This is a genomic window from Bacillus sp. AFS018417 (genome assembly GCF_002560985.1).
Classification (GTDB): domain Bacteria; phylum Bacillota; class Bacilli; order Bacillales; family Bacillaceae_G; genus Bacillus_A; species Bacillus_A rhizoplanae.
On sequence record NZ_NTTM01000043.1, the window covers coordinates 14457 to 33154 of the forward strand.

The 18698-nt window shown below is 37.5% G+C and carries 16 protein-coding genes and 2 pseudogenes; 15 read left to right on the plus strand and 3 right to left on the minus strand.

All coding sequences use genetic code 11. From position 1 onward, the window contains the following. Window positions 1-95: 95 nt before the first annotated feature. Window positions 96-1097, minus strand: coding sequence for a hypothetical protein (locus CN326_RS25160; RefSeq protein WP_255258146.1), 1002 nt, complete (start codon window positions 1095-1097; stop codon window positions 96-98). A gap of 788 nt (window positions 1098-1885) precedes the next feature. On the opposite strand from CN326_RS25160, the gene CN326_RS17085 reads away from it, so the two are divergent. The 4 genes from CN326_RS17085 to CN326_RS17100 all read left to right on the plus strand — a co-directional run bounded on the left by CN326_RS17085 (window position 1886) and on the right by CN326_RS17100 (window position 6236). After that, entirely contained in the window at window positions 1886-2464 is a 579-nt protein-coding gene (locus tag CN326_RS17085) for a MarR family winged helix-turn-helix transcriptional regulator (protein ID WP_098310183.1), read from the plus strand. After that, window positions 2457-2753 carry a hypothetical protein gene (locus CN326_RS17090; protein ID WP_483295652.1) on the plus strand — a complete coding sequence of 99 codons (297 nt, stop codon included), beginning with the start codon at window positions 2457-2459 and terminating at the stop codon, window positions 2751-2753. The genes CN326_RS17085 and CN326_RS17090 overlap by 8 nt, the downstream gene beginning before the upstream one ends. A 239-nt stretch (window positions 2754-2992) precedes the next feature. Then, complete coding sequence (locus CN326_RS17095; protein WP_098310245.1) at window positions 2993-4441, plus strand: M36 family metallopeptidase; 1449 nt, start codon at window positions 2993-2995, stop codon at window positions 4439-4441. Window positions 4442-5039: 598 nt separating this feature from the next. Then, a complete protein-coding gene (locus tag CN326_RS17100; protein WP_098310246.1) occupies window positions 5040-6236 on the plus strand; it encodes a multidrug effflux MFS transporter in 1197 nt (398 codons plus the stop codon). Between the two features lie 236 nt (window positions 6237-6472). Here CN326_RS17100 and CN326_RS24695 read toward each other — a convergent pair whose 3' ends face one another. Further along, complete coding sequence (locus tag CN326_RS24695; protein WP_176524666.1) at window positions 6473-6616, minus strand: hypothetical protein; 144 nt, start codon at window positions 6614-6616, stop codon at window positions 6473-6475. 60 nt (window positions 6617-6676) lie between these two features. Here CN326_RS24695 and tnpB point away from each other — a divergent pair. The 4 genes and pseudogenes from tnpB to CN326_RS17120 all read left to right on the plus strand — a co-directional run bounded on the left by tnpB (window position 6677) and on the right by CN326_RS17120 (window position 10294). Then, a pseudogene (tnpB, locus tag CN326_RS17105) lies at window positions 6677-7785 on the plus strand (IS200/IS605 family element RNA-guided endonuclease TnpB). Between the two features lie 103 nt (window positions 7786-7888). Further along, window positions 7889-8590: an MgtC/SapB family protein gene (locus CN326_RS17110; RefSeq protein WP_098310184.1), complete on the plus strand. Its 702-nt coding sequence runs from the start codon at window positions 7889-7891 to the stop codon at window positions 8588-8590. Window positions 8591-8792: 202 nt separating this feature from the next. After that, window positions 8793-10052, plus strand: a complete 1260-nt coding sequence (gene ilvA, locus CN326_RS17115; protein WP_098310185.1) for a threonine ammonia-lyase IlvA — start codon at window positions 8793-8795, stop codon at window positions 10050-10052. Between the two features lie 14 nt (window positions 10053-10066). Next, a complete protein-coding gene (locus tag CN326_RS17120) occupies window positions 10067-10294 on the plus strand; it encodes a hypothetical protein (protein ID WP_098310186.1) in 228 nt (75 codons plus the stop codon). Between the two features lie 36 nt (window positions 10295-10330). Here CN326_RS17120 and CN326_RS17125 read toward each other — a convergent pair whose 3' ends face one another. Beyond that, window positions 10331-11752, minus strand: a complete 1422-nt coding sequence (locus CN326_RS17125; protein ID WP_255258147.1) for an ArsB/NhaD family transporter — start codon at window positions 11750-11752, stop codon at window positions 10331-10333. 173 nt (window positions 11753-11925) lie between these two features. Between CN326_RS17125 and CN326_RS17130 the strand changes: the two genes are divergently transcribed. The 7 genes and pseudogenes from CN326_RS17130 (at window position 11926) to CN326_RS17160 (ending at window position 18695) form a co-directional block, all read left to right on the plus strand. Next, the gene (locus tag CN326_RS17130) at window positions 11926-12276 is read left to right on the plus strand and encodes a YojF family protein (RefSeq protein ID WP_098310188.1); all 351 of its coding nucleotides are present in this window, start codon (window positions 11926-11928) and stop codon (window positions 12274-12276) included. Window positions 12277-12287: 11 nt separating this feature from the next. Further along, on the plus strand, window positions 12288-12953 hold the full coding sequence (bshB2, locus tag CN326_RS17135) for a bacillithiol biosynthesis deacetylase BshB2 (protein WP_098310189.1): 666 nt from the start codon (window positions 12288-12290) through the stop codon (window positions 12951-12953). A gap of 140 nt (window positions 12954-13093) precedes the next feature. Further along, a complete protein-coding gene (locus CN326_RS17140; protein ID WP_098310190.1) occupies window positions 13094-13351 on the plus strand; it encodes a YuzF family protein in 258 nt (85 codons plus the stop codon). A gap of 77 nt (window positions 13352-13428) precedes the next feature. After that, a complete protein-coding gene (locus tag CN326_RS17145) occupies window positions 13429-14325 on the plus strand; it encodes a manganese catalase family protein (protein ID WP_098310191.1) in 897 nt (298 codons plus the stop codon). 247 nt (window positions 14326-14572) lie between these two features. Continuing rightward, window positions 14573-14779: pseudogene (locus CN326_RS25590) on the plus strand (hypothetical protein); the annotation flags it as partial. 174 nt (window positions 14780-14953) lie between these two features. Further along, window positions 14954-17569, plus strand: coding sequence for a phosphoenolpyruvate synthase (gene ppsA / locus CN326_RS17155; RefSeq protein ID WP_098310192.1), 2616 nt, complete (start codon window positions 14954-14956; stop codon window positions 17567-17569). 574 nt (window positions 17570-18143) lie between these two features. Next, window positions 18144-18695, plus strand: a complete 552-nt coding sequence (locus CN326_RS17160; protein ID WP_098310193.1) for an ECF-type riboflavin transporter substrate-binding protein — start codon at window positions 18144-18146, stop codon at window positions 18693-18695. Window positions 18696-18698: the final 3 nt, after the last annotated feature.

Genomic DNA, 18698 nt, shown 5'->3' on the forward strand with positions numbered 1-18698 from the left:
CCTCAAATGGGTATGTAGTCAACATAAGCGATGTTATTAGCAATGAAAAAGGATCTTCATTTGAAGATCCCTTTATAATATCTATAAATCATTATTTAAAATTTCCCACATTTTACACATTTACCTCTGGTTTGCTTCTGATAATTCCAGGTAGCTCCAGTGATCGCGATACCCAGCAACAACCATCCTCCATATACTATAGATACCAACAAACCTTCGTCATCGAAAGACATTGGTCCATTCGAAAGACCTAATACCTCCAAAAGAGATCCCAATATTGCCAAAAATCCCATTGAAACTGTCATAGATGCAGCAACCCAACCTCCGGTGATTAGAATGAATCGAGGAACTTTTTTCCCAGCAACAAACGGTACCCACTTAGGAAAAATACGCCCCCATTTTTGTACAAGAGCAAGACAAAGCAATGCACAAGCGCCAAATACTAGCATTTCTCCATAAGCAGAATGTTGACTGAAATTTTGGCCACCTCCTAGGGTGCCACCGAAGGACCAATAAAGTTTCAATAATGGATATGGAAAAGATAGTACAAACGCAGCATAGCCGAACCAAATACGGTCAGGTTGGGTTTTCACTGAAGGCCCTTGACCACATACAGTGCATGCCCCTCGGGATATACGTTGAAAAGAGAGAGTTGCTGCAGCAAGCAGTATGGCAGCTATGAGGCTAATGGTTCTGGTTGCAAATCCTGGCCAATCCACAACAGGGGGCAAACCGGGGATTCCAAGTACAGCAGCTGTTCGTAATATGTCAAACACAATACCGCCTGATGACCAGACTAACATAAAACAAGCTCCCCATGTGCTAATTAGCAAAAGAAAACGTGGCGTTAAACTTTCACGCTGCCAGTTAATAGATAGTGCTAGTGCAATCATTCCTAAGATTGAAGCAAATACCGTAATTCCTACTGGAGCAAATCCCATTGTGTAATCCGGTGCTTCAGGTAAAAAAGATTTCAATATAATTGCGAATAGTGTGATAGAACTTGCTCCAATTGCAAACCACGCTTTAATATTCGATTGAACAACCTTGGTTTTACTGTCCACCTTGGTAACTTCTTCTCCATTGAAATTAATCATTAATGAATCACCTCATTTTATTTTTCAAGATTGTTACCAACCTTTTTGCTTTTACTATAATTCCTTTACGATAATCAACAATGAAGGCAGATCACTAAGGACATTTTCAATCCCTTACTTCTCGGTTATTAATTTAAGTTTATATAAAAACTTCAGTTGCTAACATAGCCTCAGGGAGTATTTTCCAATACAGCTATGGTCTTAATTAAATTTTAAATATTAAGACTTCAATTTTTTCAAAACGGTTTAACTTTGTTATAAACGGTTCAACTTTATTTCAATGCTGCATTAAGACTTAAAAAACTAATTTTCTGTAAGTGTTTTAAGAGATAAAAAACAACTGTTTACGGTATAAAAATAGTACTATTATCAAGAGGGTTTTTTACTTCCCCCTTAGGATAACACTACACTACATTCGTTAAGTTTTTAGTGCAATTTTTGATAAAAAATTCAAAAAATAGTGTATTACCTTGAGAAAAAAGAAAAGTCTTTAAACAAAAGAAATCCCTACTTTCGAAACAAACAGTGGGGATTTTTGGCATTTTAATGGACTTAGGAAAATGAATAAAAAATCGTTGCTTATTCAAGAAAAGCATCTGTTAGTTCAAGTGAAATTCTTCACAATTTAAATATAAAAAATTACCTCCTGCTATTTATTAAAACCTTTACCCAATTAATGAAAATTATTATTTAAAGTAGCCCTTATTAGTCACCATGTTGACATGTTTTTAGAAAACATGGTATTCTACATTTGTCAACATGGTGACTAATGTAGAGGGGAGCTAAATATGGATATCAACTTTTTAATGAAAGAACTACATTTTATGCAGCAAAGTTACGCAACTTTGTTTTCGGTTGTCAATAAGGTTCAAACTCGAGGGGACGAATACATGGAGATATTAACTGCCCGACAACACATGGCTCTGATTGCTATTGCACATTTACCAAGTGAAAGCACTACACTTATTAATATCGCTAAAAAGCTAGGTACAACAAAGCAAACCGCTAACAAGTTGACTACAAGCCTTGTGAAAAAAGGTTATGTTAAAACTATGCCGAGTAAAATGGATAAACGTTCTATCAATATCGAGATTACCCCTGAAGGAAAAAAAGCGTTAATTGCTTGTTCGGAAAAGTCTACCTATTTTTTAGCGGATATGTTTCACGATTTCACAACTGACGAAATTAAAACATTTTGGAGATTATTACAAAAGCTCTATCGCTTCGACGGCGAAGAACAAGACGGTTTTGAAGAAAATGCAAATCTTGAAGTTGAAGAGCAGGCACAGTTAAACTCAGATAGTTATCAGGAAAAAGTTTTGGCGGAGTTTTCAAAACGTCGATATGGGGGTGCGAATTGTGAGTGAATCCTATATTAGTAATATGCTTCATCAGAAAGCAAAAGATACTGAGAATAAGATTAAAGAAAAAACCTATTATGTTAAGAATACAGTCCGGCAATCTATTTCTCAGGCCAAGCATAAATTTCACCGCAATAAGAAACTAAACTGGGTTGGCAATTGTGTATCAATTGCTATTGCGCTACTCATCATCGCTGCTTCTTGGCTAACCGCAACAAATTGGCTATTTTGGATAGGTATAGCAAGCATTGTAAGTAATGCCTTATTGCTCATTATTAACGTTATCAAAAAATGATTATAGGTACTATTGTTTCAATTTATTATTATGAATAGCAGATTTTAAAATATTCCCTGTTTTATATAAAATTATTGAGAAAATCTTACTTTCATTAGATTTATAGAAATTAGAAAGGTAAAATATTATCTCTTCTAGAATTATTCGTACATTCGAAATAACTCTAGAAGAGGAGAGTGATCGTTTTGTTGAAAAAAGTTGTCGCGGTTGCAACGGCAATTCCGTTGGTTTTTGGTATTATGTCCACTGCTTCTGCAATAGAGGAAACACAAGTAAAGGTACAGGCAGTTTCGCCTCAAGTACAGGCAACTGAATATTTAAAAGCGAACGCTGCTCAGTATTCTTTAAAGGCGGATTTATCAGATTTGCAATATGTTTCTACGACAGATACACAGGTGGCATCTTATGTTAGATTTCAACAAACAGTAAATGAATCTCCTGTGTTTTCTAGGCAAGTAACCGTTACGCTCAATAAAGGAGGACAAGGTATACTAGCAGTTTCAGATTATCTTCCTGTACAGAGCGTCAAGCAAATTAAGCAGAAATTGAGTGAAAAGGAAGCAGAAGGCAAATCTAGTCAGTATATTGAAGCTGACGATCCAAGTCTATGGGCTCCGACTACGCGTGAATTCGGATATATGGTCGAAGAAGGTGTAGCAATTCCGGTGTACCGGATTGTTATCCACTCTCATAAGCCGTTTGGTGCGTGGGAAACATTTATTGATGCGGAAAACGGAAAGCTGCTTAAGAAAAAAGACTTAAACCGAAAAGCAGAAGGGCAAGGGAAAGTGTTCCTGCCAAATCCTGTAGCAACGAGTGGAAGTTTGGTTGGGCTGACTGACAATAATGATGCAGACTCTACTGCATTGAATAATCAACTAAAAACGGTCACTTTAAAAGGACTTAATGGATCAGGATATTTGATTGGAGACTATGTGACGATTACGTCGAAAGTAAAAACGTATTCTGCCTCTCTTCAATATAATTACACACGTTCAAATGATAGATTTGAAGATGTTATGGCATATTATCACATTGATACTTTGCAACGGTATATACAACAGCTAGGCTTTAATAATATTAACAATCGTTCTATTAAAGCGAATGTGAATACATATAAAGCCGATAATTCTTTTTATTCCCCTTCGACTAAGGCGCTGACATTCGGTTCCGGCGGAGTTGATGATGCGGAAGATGCAGGGGTTATTGCTCATGAATATGGTCATTCCATTCAAGATAATCAAGTTCCTGGGTTTGGGAATTCTTCAGAAGGCGGAGCCATGGGAGAAGGCTTTGGGGATTTCTTGGGAGCTACTTATGAAGATGCCGTATCAAGTACAAATTATGGAAAAGCGTGTATCGGAGAATGGGATTCGACTTCTTATTCAAATACGAACCCAACTTGTCTTCGCAGATTGGACGATAATAAAGTGTATCCAAAAGACATTGTAAATGAAGTTCATGCGGACGGCGAAATTTGGTCGCAAGGTGAGTATGATATGGCGCAAGCTTTTGGCCGCGATATTGCGACAAAAATCATTTTGCAATCGCATTGGTCCCTTACTCCTAACGCTACGTTCCGTGACGGTGCGAGAGCGATTAAACAAGCGGATGCTCTTCTTTACGGAGGACAGCACGGCGCGGAAATTGATCGTATTTGGACAGCGCGGGGCATCAGTACGAATTAGGAATTGTCAGGAGTGTTTTGTCTAAGTAGGTCATGTTGTTTTCAGTGAAGCAGAATTTTATTGTTAACAAAGAGCGCATTGTAATAGAAGATAAGACAACAATGTATACTTGTCATAGTGATACGTATGAGAAGCCGCTGACAAATGTAGAGGGAAATTGAATGGAATTCTAGAAAATAAAAGGATATCGACATTTGTTGATATCCTTTTTGATATTGTTGAATTGGAAAAATATCGGATAAATGTGTTGACAAAAACTAATTGTGTAACTAATATAGTTACATCTTGTCTGTTATTCTATACTCTTATTTATTGAAGTAATTGAACAAGGTATAAGGAATTTGAAACATAAAGTGAAACTTCTATATAATAGGGTTTTTTCTTTATCCTGCATTAACGGGCAGTAAGACCCCACCTCAAGGTTGAGAGAGAAGTGAGGAAGATAGGTGGGGGATCACTACTGCCCGTAAAAGCCCGATTGGTTCAACTAACTATCAGTGGGGGATGAAAAAACCTCCACTGATGGAAGTTTCACTTTATCCCGCGTGTTAGTGGGAAGATAAAAAAGGGGGTTATATGATTGCAAACAGAATTACAAATGAAAGTACAAGTCGCAAAAGATAAGCGAATCATCCTAGCGATTATTCTTGGAAGCTTATCTGCGATTGGTCCGCTTTCTATTGATATGTACCTTCCGGCTTTTCCAGCTTTAACAAACGATTTGCATGCGACAAGCGCACTTACGCAGTTAAGTTTAACTGCATGTTTGTTAGGAATTGCGTTAGGTCAATTGTGGGTTGGTGCATGGAGTGACCGTCAAGGGAGGAAAAAACCGATTGTAATTGGTCTTGTTATTTATGCAGCTGCTTCCTTCTTATGTGCGTTGACACCGTCTGTATGGTTGCTCATTGTATTACGCTTTATTCAAGGTGCAGCCGGTTCAGCAGGAATTGTACTTTCTCGTGCTATTGTGAGGGATTTGTACACGGGATCTGAGCTTACAAAATTCTTTTCTGCTTTAATGCTAGTAAATGGAGCAGCTCCGATTTTTGCGCCTATTATGGGAGGACAAATTTTAAACTTTGCTTCTTGGCACTGGGTGTTTATTGTGTTAGGTGTATTAAGTGGACTTATGTTATTAAGTGTTATTTTTATTTTGCCAGAAACGTTACATGAAGAGAAAAGAACAGCAGGTGGATGGGGAGAGAGTTTATCTCATTATAAACGTTTATTACAAGATCGCGTATTTATGGGATATGCACTTTCTCAAGGGTTTATCACAGCAGCCATGTTTGCTTATATTTCAGGATCACCATTTGTTATTCAGAATATTTTTGGTGCTTCGCCGCAATTATATAGCTTATTTTTTGCGATTAATGGTTTTGGTATTATTATTGCGTCTCAAGTTACAGGGCGCTTGGCAGGGCGGATTAAAGAACGTACTTTATTAGTAGCTGGACTTCTCTTTGCATTGCTAGGAGGCATCACTCTTCTTCTTATTATTTTGCTGGCACCTTCTTTAATAGGAGTGTTAATCTGCTTCTTTATTATTGTTTCTAGCGTAGGGATTGTTGGGACGACTGGATTTACGTTAGCGATGCAGAATCAGCAGAAAGCAGCAGGAAGCGCCGCAGCTTTATTAGGACTTTTACCTTTTATATCTGGCGCTGTAGTAGCACCTTTAGTTGGTATTCAAGGAGAACAGACAGCTGTACCGATGGGAATTACAATTGTTTGTTGTCATATCGGTGCAATGCTTAGCTTTATCATTTTAACGAGAAGAAACAATCATTAAAAATTTCATACACAACATTGGGAACTTTTTAGTTTGGTTGTACGTGTAAGACCAAATGTGCAGGAAACTTATAGAAGTAGCTAGTTTTATGAAATTTATTTTAATGAGAATTAAGGTAAAATATAAGAAGAAGAAGGATTTTATCGTTTTAGCCAATTCATCTCCCACCTCAAGGAACGTGAAGCATAGTAGGTGGGAGATGAATTGGCTTCAGGTAGGGCGTGGCATAAGCCTCGTTAACTATCTGACTTTTCGGGTGCTACTTGTAATAAATGAAAAATAGTTTGGGTACGAGTACCCAAACCCTTTTCTTCTTTACATTTGTCTACTCGTTCCAATAATCCTTTTGGAACGAGTAGCACAACAGATACCTTTTCCATTGAAATTCCCTCTCCCAGAATAATATACTTGGTATATCAAAAAAAGGGGGGTGAAATCAGATGATAATAAATAAGGCATACAAATTCCGAATATACCCAAACAAAGAACAAGAAATCTTAATCGCTAAGACTATTGGTTGTTCTCGCTTCGTATTCAATCGCTTTTTGGCGCGTTGGAATGGCACATACCAAGAAACTGGAAAAGGATTGACATACAATTCTTGTTCAGCGGAACTAACACAAATAAAAAAGGAATTCGTATGGCTAAAAGAAGTAGATAGCATTTCCTTGCAATCTACACTTAAGAACCTTGCTGATGCGTTCACTCGTTTTTTCAAAAAACAAACTGATGCACCTCGCTTTAAGTCTAAAAAGAATAAGGTTCAATCCTATACAACAAAACACACAAACGGAAATATTGCAATTGCAGGAAACAAAATAAAATTACCGAAACTTGGCTTTGTTCGTTTTGCAAAATCAAGAGAAGTAGAAGGGCGTATTTTAAATGCTACCGTTAGACGTAATCCAAGTGGGAAATACTTTGTTTCAATTCTTGTTGAAACAGAGGTGCAACCATTAGAAAAAACAGGTTCGTCTGTTGGTGTTGATGTTGGATTAAAAGACTTTGCTATTTTGAGTACAGGAGAAGTATTCTCTAACCCAAAATGGTTTCGTAAGCTTGAAGAAAAATTAGCGAAAGCACAGCGTATCCTTTCCAATCGTGTGAATGGTTCTTCGAATTGGAATAAGCAACGTATCAAAGTCGCTCGTATTCACGAACGAATTACTAGCGCAAGAACAGACTACTTGCAAAAAATCTCTACTGAAATTGTCAAAAACCACGACATCATTGGTATTGAAGATTTGCAAGTATCGAACATGCTAAAAAATCACAAGTTAGCAAAAGCAATTAGTGAAGTATCTTGGTCACAATTCAGAACAATGNNTGGTATGGAAAAGAAGTAGTTACTGTATCTAAAACATTTGCTAGTTCTCAACTGTGTTCGTGTTGTGGCTATAAAAACAAAGACGTTAAAAATCTGAACCTTCGTGAGTGGGAGTGCCCTTCTTGTGGTATACATCACAATAGAGATATTAACGCAGGACAAAATCTTAAAAACGAAGCCATAAGACTTCTAACCGTAGGAACTACGGGGCTAGCCTACTAAAATAACCAAAGGATACTTTGGTGTTCATAGGAATCTCCCACTTCAAGCAACCCGTAAGGGTGTTGAGTGGGGGTAGTTCAAACATAGATAGAGGTGAAAAAAGATGATGCTGCAAGAGATGGCACTTCGTATATTTGTAGCTATATTGGCAGGAGCACTTATTGGAACAGAACGCCAGTGGCTTCATCGTATGGCAGGATTAAGAACGAATGCTTTGGTTTCATTAGGAGCATGCTTGTTTGTTTTATTGTCAGTTATTGTGACAGGGGAATCTAGTCCAACCCGGATTGCAGCTCAAGTTGTTAGTGGAATTGGTTTTTTAGGCGGGGGCGTCATTATTCGAGACGGCTTTAGTATTCGTGGTTTGAATACTGCTGCAACATTATGGTGTTCTGCAGCTGTTGGGACTCTTGTCGGAGCAGGTTTTCTAACAGTAGCTATACTAGGGGCGTTTGGAGTTTTATTAGCTAATATTTTCCTTCGTCCAGTTGCATTATTTATGAATAAAAAATCAACTGATAAAATGCCAGAGAAAATGAATTATGTGTTATCTGTAACGTGCTCTAATAAAGATGAAGTGCATATTAGATTGTTGCTAATGCAAATGCTAAATACAGAAGGAATTCAGTTAAGAGAACTATATAGTGAAGAGGTTGAAGAAGGTAAAAAAATAATGATTCGAGCAGTTTTACATTGTGATGCTAAGAAAACAGCTTTTATTGAAAAAGTAGTGAATGGTCTTAGTTTAGAAGCAGGCGTTACAGCTACCGGATGGAAAGCTGTTTCTGGACAAGAGGTTGATTAATGTTTTTTTATAAAATTAAAATAATAAATTTGGTACACGTCAAAGGCCAAATATTTAAAGTGGAAACGCCATCATGAAAGGATGAATCAACACATGCACTGTGTTGGTTCATTTTTTATTTAAACTTCATTTGAAATTTTTAGATTATTCTGTATAATGTAAAACAAAACTTTTTAAATCCTACAGTGAGGCGGTCAAAGATATGAAGAATGTGAAAGAAATGATCAAAATTGAAGATATTCTCGTTGCGTATAATACGTTAAAAGATGTGATTCGAAATACATCTTTAGAGCGAGATCCTATTCTATCAGAGAAATATCAATGTAACGTATATTTAAAACGAGAGGACTTACAAGTTGTTCGTTCCTTTAAAATACGCGGTGCCTATAACTGTATTAGCAATTTACCGATGGAAGAGTTGAAAAAAGGAGTTGTATGTGCTAGTGCGGGTAACCATGCACAAGGTGTAGCTTATACATGTCATAAATTACAAATTCCAGCAAAGATTTTTATGCCAAATACAACACCAAGTCAAAAAGTATTACAAGTGCGCTTTTTTGGAGGAGATTACGTAGAGGTGATGCTGCAAGGAGATACATTTGATAGTTCTTATGGGGAAGCAGTAAAATATTGTGAAGAGCAGGGATTAACATTTATTCATCCGTTTGATGATCCACATGTGATTGCAGGACAAGGGACGATTGGTGTAGAAATTCTACATGATACGGATTGTACGATTGATTACATGTTTATGGGAATTGGCGGAGGAGGCTTAGCAGCTGGAGTTGGAACATACGTAAAAGGAATTAGTCCTTTAACAAAAATTGTTGGAGTTGAACCAGAAGGTGCTGCTTCTATGAAAGAGGCGTTTGCGCAAGGAGAGGTTGTTAAGCTTCCGCATATTGATTCGTTTGTGGACGGAACGGCGGTCAAACAAGTTGGTTATCTTACATATGAAGTTTGTAAACGTGTACTAGATGACATTGTCGCTGTACCAGAGGGGAAAGTGTGTACGACATTACTTGAACTTTATAATAAAAATGCAATTGTTGCAGAGCCGTCTGGTGCCCTGCCAATTGCAGCGCTTGATTTATATAAAGATGAAATTCGTGGAAAGACGGTTGTTTGTATCGTCAGCGGCGGCAATAACGATATTGATCGGATGCAGGAAACGAAAGAGAGATCGTTAATTTATGAGGGACTGAAGCATTATTTTATTATTAATTTTCCGCAGCGTCCCCGTGCTTTGCGTGAGTTTTTAGATAACGTTCTTGGGCCTAATGATGATATCACCCGTTTTGAGTACACGAAGAAGAACAATAAAGATAATGGTCCGGCTTTAGTTGGAATTGAACTTCAGCAAAAAGAAGATTATGAGCCTCTTATTAGACGAATGGAAGAACAGGGCGTACGTTATATGGAAATCAATCACAATCCAACATTATTCAATTTATTGATCTAAAAGGGGTATTGAAAATGAATTTAGAAAAAAAGAAGTCAGGTGAAGAAGAAATAGCAGAACTGAAAGAGCTTGTGAAAGAATTGCACGGTTCCATCCATCAACTGCAAGCAGAAGTGCAGCAACTGCGGCATGAAAGACCAGTTGTACAAATGAAAAAGGGAATTGAATGGACGCCAGCAATGATTGGGCAAGTTGGAGGTTTAATTTTAGGTGCTCTTGCAGTTATAGGTATCTTTTGGTGAAGAAGAAAGGTTTGCAGCTCATGCTGCAAACCTTTTCTACATTAAATAACGTAAATAAATATACACGTGTGATAAAAGTAGGGCAACAATGGTTAATGGTAACCCGATTTTTAAGAATTCCATGTAAGAGAAACCGTATCCTTCCCGTTTTGCAATTCCTGCTACAACGACATTGGCAGAGGCACCAATTAGCGTACCGTTTCCTCCTAAGCAAGCTCCAAGAGATAATGCCCACCATAGTACTTCAATTTGCGGAGAATCCGGTGAAAGTCCAAGTCCGCTTGCTAAGTTTTGAATAAGCGGAATCATTGTTGCTACAAACGGAATGTTATCAATTGTGGCAGAAGCAGCACCAGATACCCATAAAATTAAGATGGATGCATAGCCAATATCTCCGTTTGTTACATCCAATACTTTCTGTGCAAGTGAGGAAATAAGTCCAATATCAACAAGTGCACCGACAAGAACGAATAAACCTGCAAAGAAGAAAATTGTTACCCATTCAATATGAGCAAATACATTTTCTATCTCGTGTTCTTTTACACCGATTAGCATTAAAAGGACAGCACCAGTCATCGCAATTACAGCAGCATCAACATGAATAATAGAATGAAGAATGAATCCAAGTATTGTTAATCCTAAAATCGATAAGGACTTAACGAGTAAGCTGCGATCACGAATGTAGTCTTTTTCATTTAAAGACATCAGTTTCTGAATTTGTTCGTCGGTTGTTTTTAATTTGTTGCGATACATAACATATAAAATAAGTAATGTAACGGCAGCAATAATGGCAACAATCGGTGCTAAATTCAGTAAAAACGCATTAAAATCAAGATGCTTATTAGCAGATCCAATCATAATGTTTGGCGGATCACCAATAAGTGTCGCTGTTCCGCCAATGTTAGAGAATAATACTTCTGAAATTAAATATGGAATAGGAGCTACCTTTAAAATACGTGTAATCGATAATGTAACTGGTACGACTAATAAAACGGTTGTTACATTATCTAAAAAGGCAGAACCAACTGCGGTTAAAAGGGATAGGAGCAGTAAAATTCGAATTGGTTTTCCGCCGGCTGCTTTTGCAGCTTTAATAGCCACATATTCAAAGACACCAGATTGACTTGTAATATGTACGAGAATCATCATCCCAATTAATAGAGTAATGGTTTCCCATTGAATATGTGTAGTAAAGGCAGTATGTAAATCTACAATTCCCATAATAACCATAATTGCAGCCCCAAGCAAAGCAATGACAGCACGGTTAATTTTTTCTGAGATAATAAAGCCGTATGTTACTAAAAATACAGCAATGGCAAAGCAATATTGCCAGTTTGCAACTTCATGTGCTGAATGTTCCAATGTGTTCACCTTCTTTTTTAATATCCTATACATAGTTGTGTATAAAATTGTCGAAATACATTCCTCTGCATAAATTTCATTGTAGCAAATTCGCATACAGAAAGAAATGAAAATACAGAACACACAAAAAAAGATATGTAATTTCACATACCGTATTAAATATAAAAAATAAAAAGCAAAAAAATAGGCAAAGTAATCATTGTCCTCTATTATAAGAGATAGCAATTTACATTATTTTTTCGTAAACTGATTAAAAGAGGTGAAATCCGATGGAAATAATTACAGATACTTCTGTCGTACAAAACGAAATTGAACGTTTTCTAAATAATGATGTATACCTTCATTTAGAAACAACGAACGGTGCATATGCTTCGCATGTAAATGAAAAAACGATGACAGTTGGGGCATTTGTGCGTAATGCAGTAATTCGCTTTGAACGCGGTAAAATTACGGGAACGAATCCATACCGTATTGGTTTAAAAATGGAGCACGGCTGGGTATATGCAGAAGGTGTGACACATTGGGAAATAGATGAGAAAAATCGTCTGTTATTAGCAGGTCATGATGAAAAAGGGCGTCTAGCAGTTGCACTGCAATTAAGTTTAACGCCATTTGCATAAGGAGTGAGATTATGGAAAGACACGTACTTGTAGTATTTCCGCATCCAGATGATGAATCATTTGCAGCGGGAGGAACAATTCGTCAATATCGAAATAATGGAATACCTGTTACGTATGCTTGCGGAACACTTGGGCAAATGGGACGTAATATGGGGAAAAATGTATTTGCAAATCGCGAAACGATTCCAAGCATTCGAAAGCAGGAATTAGAAGAAGCTTGCCAGGCAATGGGCATTGAAGACTTACGTTTACTTGGCTTCCATGATAAAACATTAGAATTTGAAGATGTTGACTTTGTAGCAGATAAAATTGAAGAAGTGATTCGTGATGTGAATCCTTCCTTAATCATCACATTCTATCCAGAGCACGGTGTACATCCAGATCATAACGCATTTGGACGCGCAGTTGTTCGTGCGGTAGAACGTATGCCAAAAGAAGAACGTCCAGTTATTCATGCAGTGGCGATTACGAAAAATCGTGAGGAAGTATTAGGAAAGCCAGATGTAATTAACAATATAAGTGACGTATTAGAGCAAAAGCTAGCAGCGCTTCGTGCACATCGTTCGCAAACAGAAGCGATGTTAGAAGAGATGGAAGCAAAGCTAAAAAAACAAGACCCAGCGACATTAAAATGGTTACAAGGTGAACAATTTTGGACGTATAAATGGGAATCATAAGCTAGAAAAAGTAAATTTTCTAGCTTATGATACAAAACGAGATGCTGCAATTATGGCATCTCGTTTTTTGTTAGATAGGCACATTTATCTAATCCCTCTCATACAATACAAGCGAATTGTAGAAAGAGGAGGTAATAATCATGGATTATTCACACGAAGATGTGCATGGAGACTTTCGAAATGGTTATCAGTTGAGCGGAGAAGTGGTTTCTAGTGTTGATCCGTATGTTGTGCAAACGTTACAAATGATTGTTGGGAAAAATGTTGTCGTGGATACAATGCGTGGTAGCGTGCATGGCGTATTAAAAGCTGTCAAACCAGATCATATTGTAATTGAAGAAAAGAATACACCTTTCTTTATTCGCATGCAGCAAATTGTTTGGGTAATGCCGGAATGATAATACACATGAAACAACCTTTATCTTTCATACATCAGTAATGATGGTAACGATGAAGATAAGGGGGCTTCATACTGATGATTAAACGAATTGACAAGTTGATTATCCCACTCCCCGACCCGAAATATGCTGATGCAAACGCAGCGGCTGCGGTGCAAGAATTGTTAGGTGGCCGTTTTGGTGAGATGTCGACACTAAATACCTATATGTTTCAATCTTTTAACTTTCGCGGTAAGAAAAAATTAAAACCATTTTATGATTTAATTGCCAATATAACAGCAGAAGAATTTGCACATGTTGAATTGATTTCAAATGCAATTAATCTTTGCTTAACTGGAACAACGCATGCAGGAGATCCTGATATTGGAACAATGAAAGCTGCGAAAGATAAACGTAATACGCAGCACTTTATTTCAACCGCACAAACTACTCTTGTCGGTGATTCAATGGGAAAAGCATGGAGCGGAGATTATGTATTTAATAGCGGAAATTTAATACTAGACTTATTGCATAACTTTTTCCTAGAATGCGGAGCACGGACAAACAAAATGCGTGTTTATGAAATGACAGATCATCCAACAGCGAAAGAAGCAATTGGATATTTACTTGTCCGCGGTGGCGTTCATGTTTTGGCATACGCCAAAGCGTTAGAAGTAGCAACAGGTGTTGATGTGACAAAAATGCTCCCAATTCCAAACTTATCTAACAAAGTATTCGATGTGGCAAGACGCTTTGAAGATCAAGGTGCCCACTTAAAACTGTACCGTTTTAGTGATAATGATTACACAGACTTAAATAAAATTTGGAAAGGAAAGCACCCGGAAGATGGGCAGCCGCTTCAAGTTATCGATGGCCCCCCGCAAGGTGCGCCAATTCCAGACTTAGATGAATTGCCAGAAGAATTTGCCCCAGGGATATCACAGGAAGATTTCTTTGAAATTGTGAGAAGGTTACAGAGGTCGGCTGGGTTGTAGGGGAGAGGATTTGGAAAGGGACAAAAGTACCCGTTACTAGTATCGGGTAAATTATTATGCTTTATTTTGAATGAAAAAATTGATGCGAATTGGTTTTTTCATTCTTTTTGTATTTGTTGATTTTTAGTGAATTAAAAATAGCTATTAAAATTATTTAAGAAGTGAAAGTTATAAGTGTATCGGAAGACGGTGTATACCAGAAAGTGAAGTTCATCGCATTTAAAGATTGAACACGTAACAAACCATAGCTATACATAGAGAGTTTATTGATAAAAAGATAAGAGTTGGAGAAATTGAAAACAGGGGACACTTTGGAAGGAATTTTGTTTTCTATCATAATTTTTTCAGCGAAGAACATAGGTTGTCCAGCTTATTTGGACCACAAAGTACAAAGTTGATAAGATTAGTTACGTTTCTTAACGAAAAGCACTCTCTGTCCTTTTCCCTAATTTAATTATACCATTATTAACTAACCATTTTTAGTCTGTTTTTTATTTATTAAATTGTTAGTATTAATCAAGCTAAGTTTCTTTTTCGACGATACATTTAAATGTAATTTGTTGATCAGATGAACAATTTTTGTCAGACGATTCGTCTTGGTATTGAGCGAAAAATGGGAGGGGAAAAAATGAAATCATATGTTCTAGAGTTTCGGGAGATTGATAAAACGAGACAAATGGTGGTCGGAGGAAAAGGGGCTCATTTAGGGGAACTATCGAAGATTCATGGAATACAAGTGCCAGAAGGATTTTGTGTTACGACAAAAGCTTATAGAAAATCCCTCGAAAAAAATGAAGCCTTCCACGCATTGGTGGACCAACTAACACTGCTAAAAGTAGAGGATCGAGATCAAATTGGTGAAATCAGCAGGGAGATTCGGAAAATCATTTTGGAAGTAGAAATTTCTTCCGATGTTGTGAAGGATGTTGCTCATTATCTCTCCCAGTTTGGCAATGAACATGCTTATGCAGTTCGTTCCAGTGCAACTGCTGAAGATTTACCACACGCCTCCTTTGCTGGTCAACAGGATACCTATCTAAACATCAAAGGAAAAGATGCAATTTTACAACATATTAGTAAGTGCTGGGCTTCACTATTTACTGATCGTGCAGTGATTTATCGCATGCAAAACGGATTTGACCATCGAAAGGTTTATCTGTCTGTTGTTATTCAAAGGATGATTTTCTCACAAGCTTCCGGAATACTATTTACAGCTGATCCAGTTACCTCAAACCGAAAGATGCTGTCGATCGATGCTAGCTTTGGACTGGGTGAGGCGCTTGTCTCTGGCTTAGTGTCTGCGGACAATTATAAAGTGCGGGAAGGTAGTATTGTGGAGAAGACGATTTCTACCAAAAAGTTGGCTATATATGTACGAAAAGAAGGTGGAACGGAGAAACAGGAAATTGAGCCGGGTCAGCAGAATCTATCTACACTTTCAGATGAGCAAGTGTTAGAGCTTGAAAGAATCGGTAGAAAGCTGGAAGCGCATTTTGGCTGTCCGCAAGATATCGAATGGTGTCTGGTTGATGATACATTTTATATTGTCCAGAGTCGTCCAATCACTACTTTATACCCCATCCCTGAAGCAAATGATCAGGAAAATCACGTTTATGTATCTGTCGGTCACCAACAAATGATGACCGACCCCATGAAACCATTGGGATTATCTTTATTCCAGTTAATATCTTTTGGACCCAGGTTTAAAGCTGGTGGAAGGTTATTTGTTGATTGCACACGTCGTCTGGCTTCACCTGACAGCAGAAAAATGTTATTAGATACCATGGGACAACACGATCCGCTCATGAAAGACGCACTCATAACCATCATAGAGCGGGGAGATTTCATAAAATCGCTGCCTAATGATAAAAAAGAACTGAGTCCCGGTAAAAGTAATAATGGTGCTCCGTTTGCGGATTCTCAAGCACAAATCGAAAACGACCCGACGATCGTTACTGATTTGATCAAGCGCAGTCAAGCATCGATAGAAGAGTTAAAACAAAACATCCAAACGAAATCAGGATCAGATTTATGTGATTTTATTCTAGAAGATATCCAGCAATTAAAGAAGATTTTATTTGACCCACGAAGTTCAGGTGTATTTATGGCTGCTATGGATGCTTCATCATGGATCAATGAAAAAATGAATAAGTGGTTAGGTGAAAAAAACGCTGCAGACACACTTTCTCAATCTGTACCAAACAATATTACTTCGGAAATGGGTCTGGCGCTATTGGATGTCGCAGATGTAATTCGTCCCTATCCTGAAGTAATTGAGTATTTACAACATGTAAAAGATGATAACTATTTGGATGAGCTGGTTAAGTTTGATGGTGGACAGGAAGCCCAAGACGCTATCTATGCTTATCTCAACAAATATGGAATGCGATGTGCCGGAGAAATCGATATTACGAAAACTCGTTGGAGCGAAAAACCAACTACACTTATCCCCTTGATTCTCAGTAACATCAAAAACTTTGAGCCGAATGCCGGCAATCAGAAATTTGAGCGAGGGCGACAGGAAGCTTTAAAAAAAGAACAAGAGTTATTAGATCGATTGAAGCAATTACCGGATGGTGAACAAAAGGCCAAAGAGACAAAACAAATGATCGATTTAATCCGGAATTTCATCGGATATCGTGAATATCCAAAATACGGCATGATTAATCGCTACTTCGTTTATAAGCTGGCTTTACTGAAAGAAGCCGAACAACTCGTACAAGCGGGCGTTATTCTTGAAAAAGAAGATATATACTATCTCACTTTTGAAGAACTTTGCGAAGTCGTACGCACAAATAAACTGGATTACCAGATCATTAGCAAACGAAAAGACGAGTACAAACGATATGAAAAACTAACTCCCCCACGTGTTATCACGTCTGATGGTGAAATCATTGTAGGTGAATACAAACGAGAAAATCTCCCAGCCGAAGCTATTGTAGGGCTACCTGTTTCTTCCGGAGTTATAGAGGGACGCGCTCGTGTCATCTTAAACATGGAAGATGCTGATTTAGAAGATGAAGATATATTAGTCACTTCCTTTACTGACCCTAGCTGGACACCATTGTTTGTATCCATAAAAGGTCTAGTCACCGAAGTTGGTGGACTGATGACCCATGGAGCAGTTATCGCACGTGAATATGGATTACCAGCAGTTGTCGGTGTGGAAAATGCTACGAAGATGATCAAGGATGGACAAATGATCAGGGTGAATGGAACAGAAGGGTATATAGAAATACTATAATTCTTTACATTTAAATCATAAAAGAAGAGAATGCGAATTAGGAGAATCATTGACATTATGGTGCTTTGCGGTATATTGTAAAAACCCTGTCACTAGGACATATAAGGGGGCAGTAACTGAAGGGCGATATTAATGTCTGTTATACTTTTTAATTATGAAACAAAAGTGCCTTTCAGGGAGGCCTAAGAGACTTGAAGCTTCGCTTCTCTACACTGATTTTTTAAGGTAGCGAGTTGCTACCTTTTATTATTTTTTGAAGGTGAATAATGATATTGTGAAAAAATGTACTTAAAGTAACGGGTGCGTTAGTTCAATAAGACATTAAAAAAGACCACACATTTTAGATATGTCTAATATGTGTGGTCCTTTTATTATCAACAGTTTTACTTATTTAATCTTAATATAAATCTTTTTTTCAAAATGGAACATATGAATTTTGAATTGATTCTCATTTTTTCAAACGGTACATATGGTGAGTATAATTTACGCTGCTGCATCATATAAATTTGATAGCGTCTATGAAAATCATAGAAGTTATTCCAAGTAAATTTATATAACGAGAGGGGGAGTATAAATGAATAAAACGCTTTCTACAAAATTAGTTGTTGCAATTGGAATCGGTTCAGCAATATACGGTGTATTAGGATTATGGGGATTTTCGATTGCACCGAATACTTTCATTAAACCAGCGCTTGCTTTATTAACGATTTTCGGTGCTATTTTTGGACCAATTGCAGCTTTATTAATTGGACTAATCGGTCATACAATCACAGATGCCATTGCTGGCTGGGGCATTTGGTGGGGCTGGGTGTTAAGCTCAGGAATCATTGGTTTATTTATGGGATTTGTTCAAAAGCGCTCTACATTTAGTGTGAAAAATGGAAGGTACAGTAAAGGGGATATTATCCACCTTTCTATTACAGGTGTAATTGGTATTCTTTTAGGAATCATCTTTGCAGGTGTATTTGACATTCTCATTATGGGCGAGCCGTTCGATAAGATTGCTATCCAAGTAGGCGGTGCGATTATCGCAGATGTTCTCGTGTTTTTCATCCTCGGTTTACCAATTGTGTTAGGACTTGCGAAAGCCAATAAAAAGAATACTCAATTAAAGATTGAGAAGTAGGAA

Excerpts from the sequence above, each read along its gene's own strand:
- CN326_RS25160 (WP_255258146.1), bottom strand. The coding sequence starts at position 1,097 with ATGATTAATTTCAATGGAGAAGAAGTTACCAAGGTGGACAGTAAAACC.
- CN326_RS17085 (WP_098310183.1), top strand. The coding sequence starts at position 1,886 with ATGGATATCAACTTTTTAATGAAAGAACTACATTTTATGCAGCAAAGT.
- CN326_RS17095 (WP_098310245.1), top strand. The coding sequence starts at position 2,993 with ATGTCCACTGCTTCTGCAATAGAGGAAACACAAGTAAAGGTACAGGCA.
- CN326_RS17100 (WP_098310246.1), top strand. The coding sequence starts at position 5,040 with ATGAAAGTACAAGTCGCAAAAGATAAGCGAATCATCCTAGCGATTATT.
- CN326_RS24695 (WP_176524666.1), bottom strand. The coding sequence starts at position 6,616 with ATGGAAAAGGTATCTGTTGTGCTACTCGTTCCAAAAGGATTATTGGAA.
- CN326_RS17110 (WP_098310184.1), top strand. The coding sequence starts at position 7,889 with ATGATGCTGCAAGAGATGGCACTTCGTATATTTGTAGCTATATTGGCA.
- ilvA (WP_098310185.1), top strand. The coding sequence starts at position 8,793 with ATGAAGAATGTGAAAGAAATGATCAAAATTGAAGATATTCTCGTTGCG.
- CN326_RS17120 (WP_098310186.1), top strand. The coding sequence starts at position 10,067 with ATGAATTTAGAAAAAAAGAAGTCAGGTGAAGAAGAAATAGCAGAACTG.
- CN326_RS17125 (WP_255258147.1), bottom strand. The coding sequence starts at position 11,752 with ATGCGAATTTGCTACAATGAAATTTATGCAGAGGAATGTATTTCGACA.
- CN326_RS17130 (WP_098310188.1), top strand. The coding sequence starts at position 11,926 with ATGGAAATAATTACAGATACTTCTGTCGTACAAAACGAAATTGAACGT.
- bshB2 (WP_098310189.1), top strand. The coding sequence starts at position 12,288 with ATGGAAAGACACGTACTTGTAGTATTTCCGCATCCAGATGATGAATCA.
- CN326_RS17140 (WP_098310190.1), top strand. The coding sequence starts at position 13,094 with ATGGATTATTCACACGAAGATGTGCATGGAGACTTTCGAAATGGTTAT.
- CN326_RS17145 (WP_098310191.1), top strand. The coding sequence starts at position 13,429 with ATGATTAAACGAATTGACAAGTTGATTATCCCACTCCCCGACCCGAAA.
- ppsA (WP_098310192.1), top strand. The coding sequence starts at position 14,954 with ATGAAATCATATGTTCTAGAGTTTCGGGAGATTGATAAAACGAGACAA.
- CN326_RS17160 (WP_098310193.1), top strand. The coding sequence starts at position 18,144 with ATGAATAAAACGCTTTCTACAAAATTAGTTGTTGCAATTGGAATCGGT.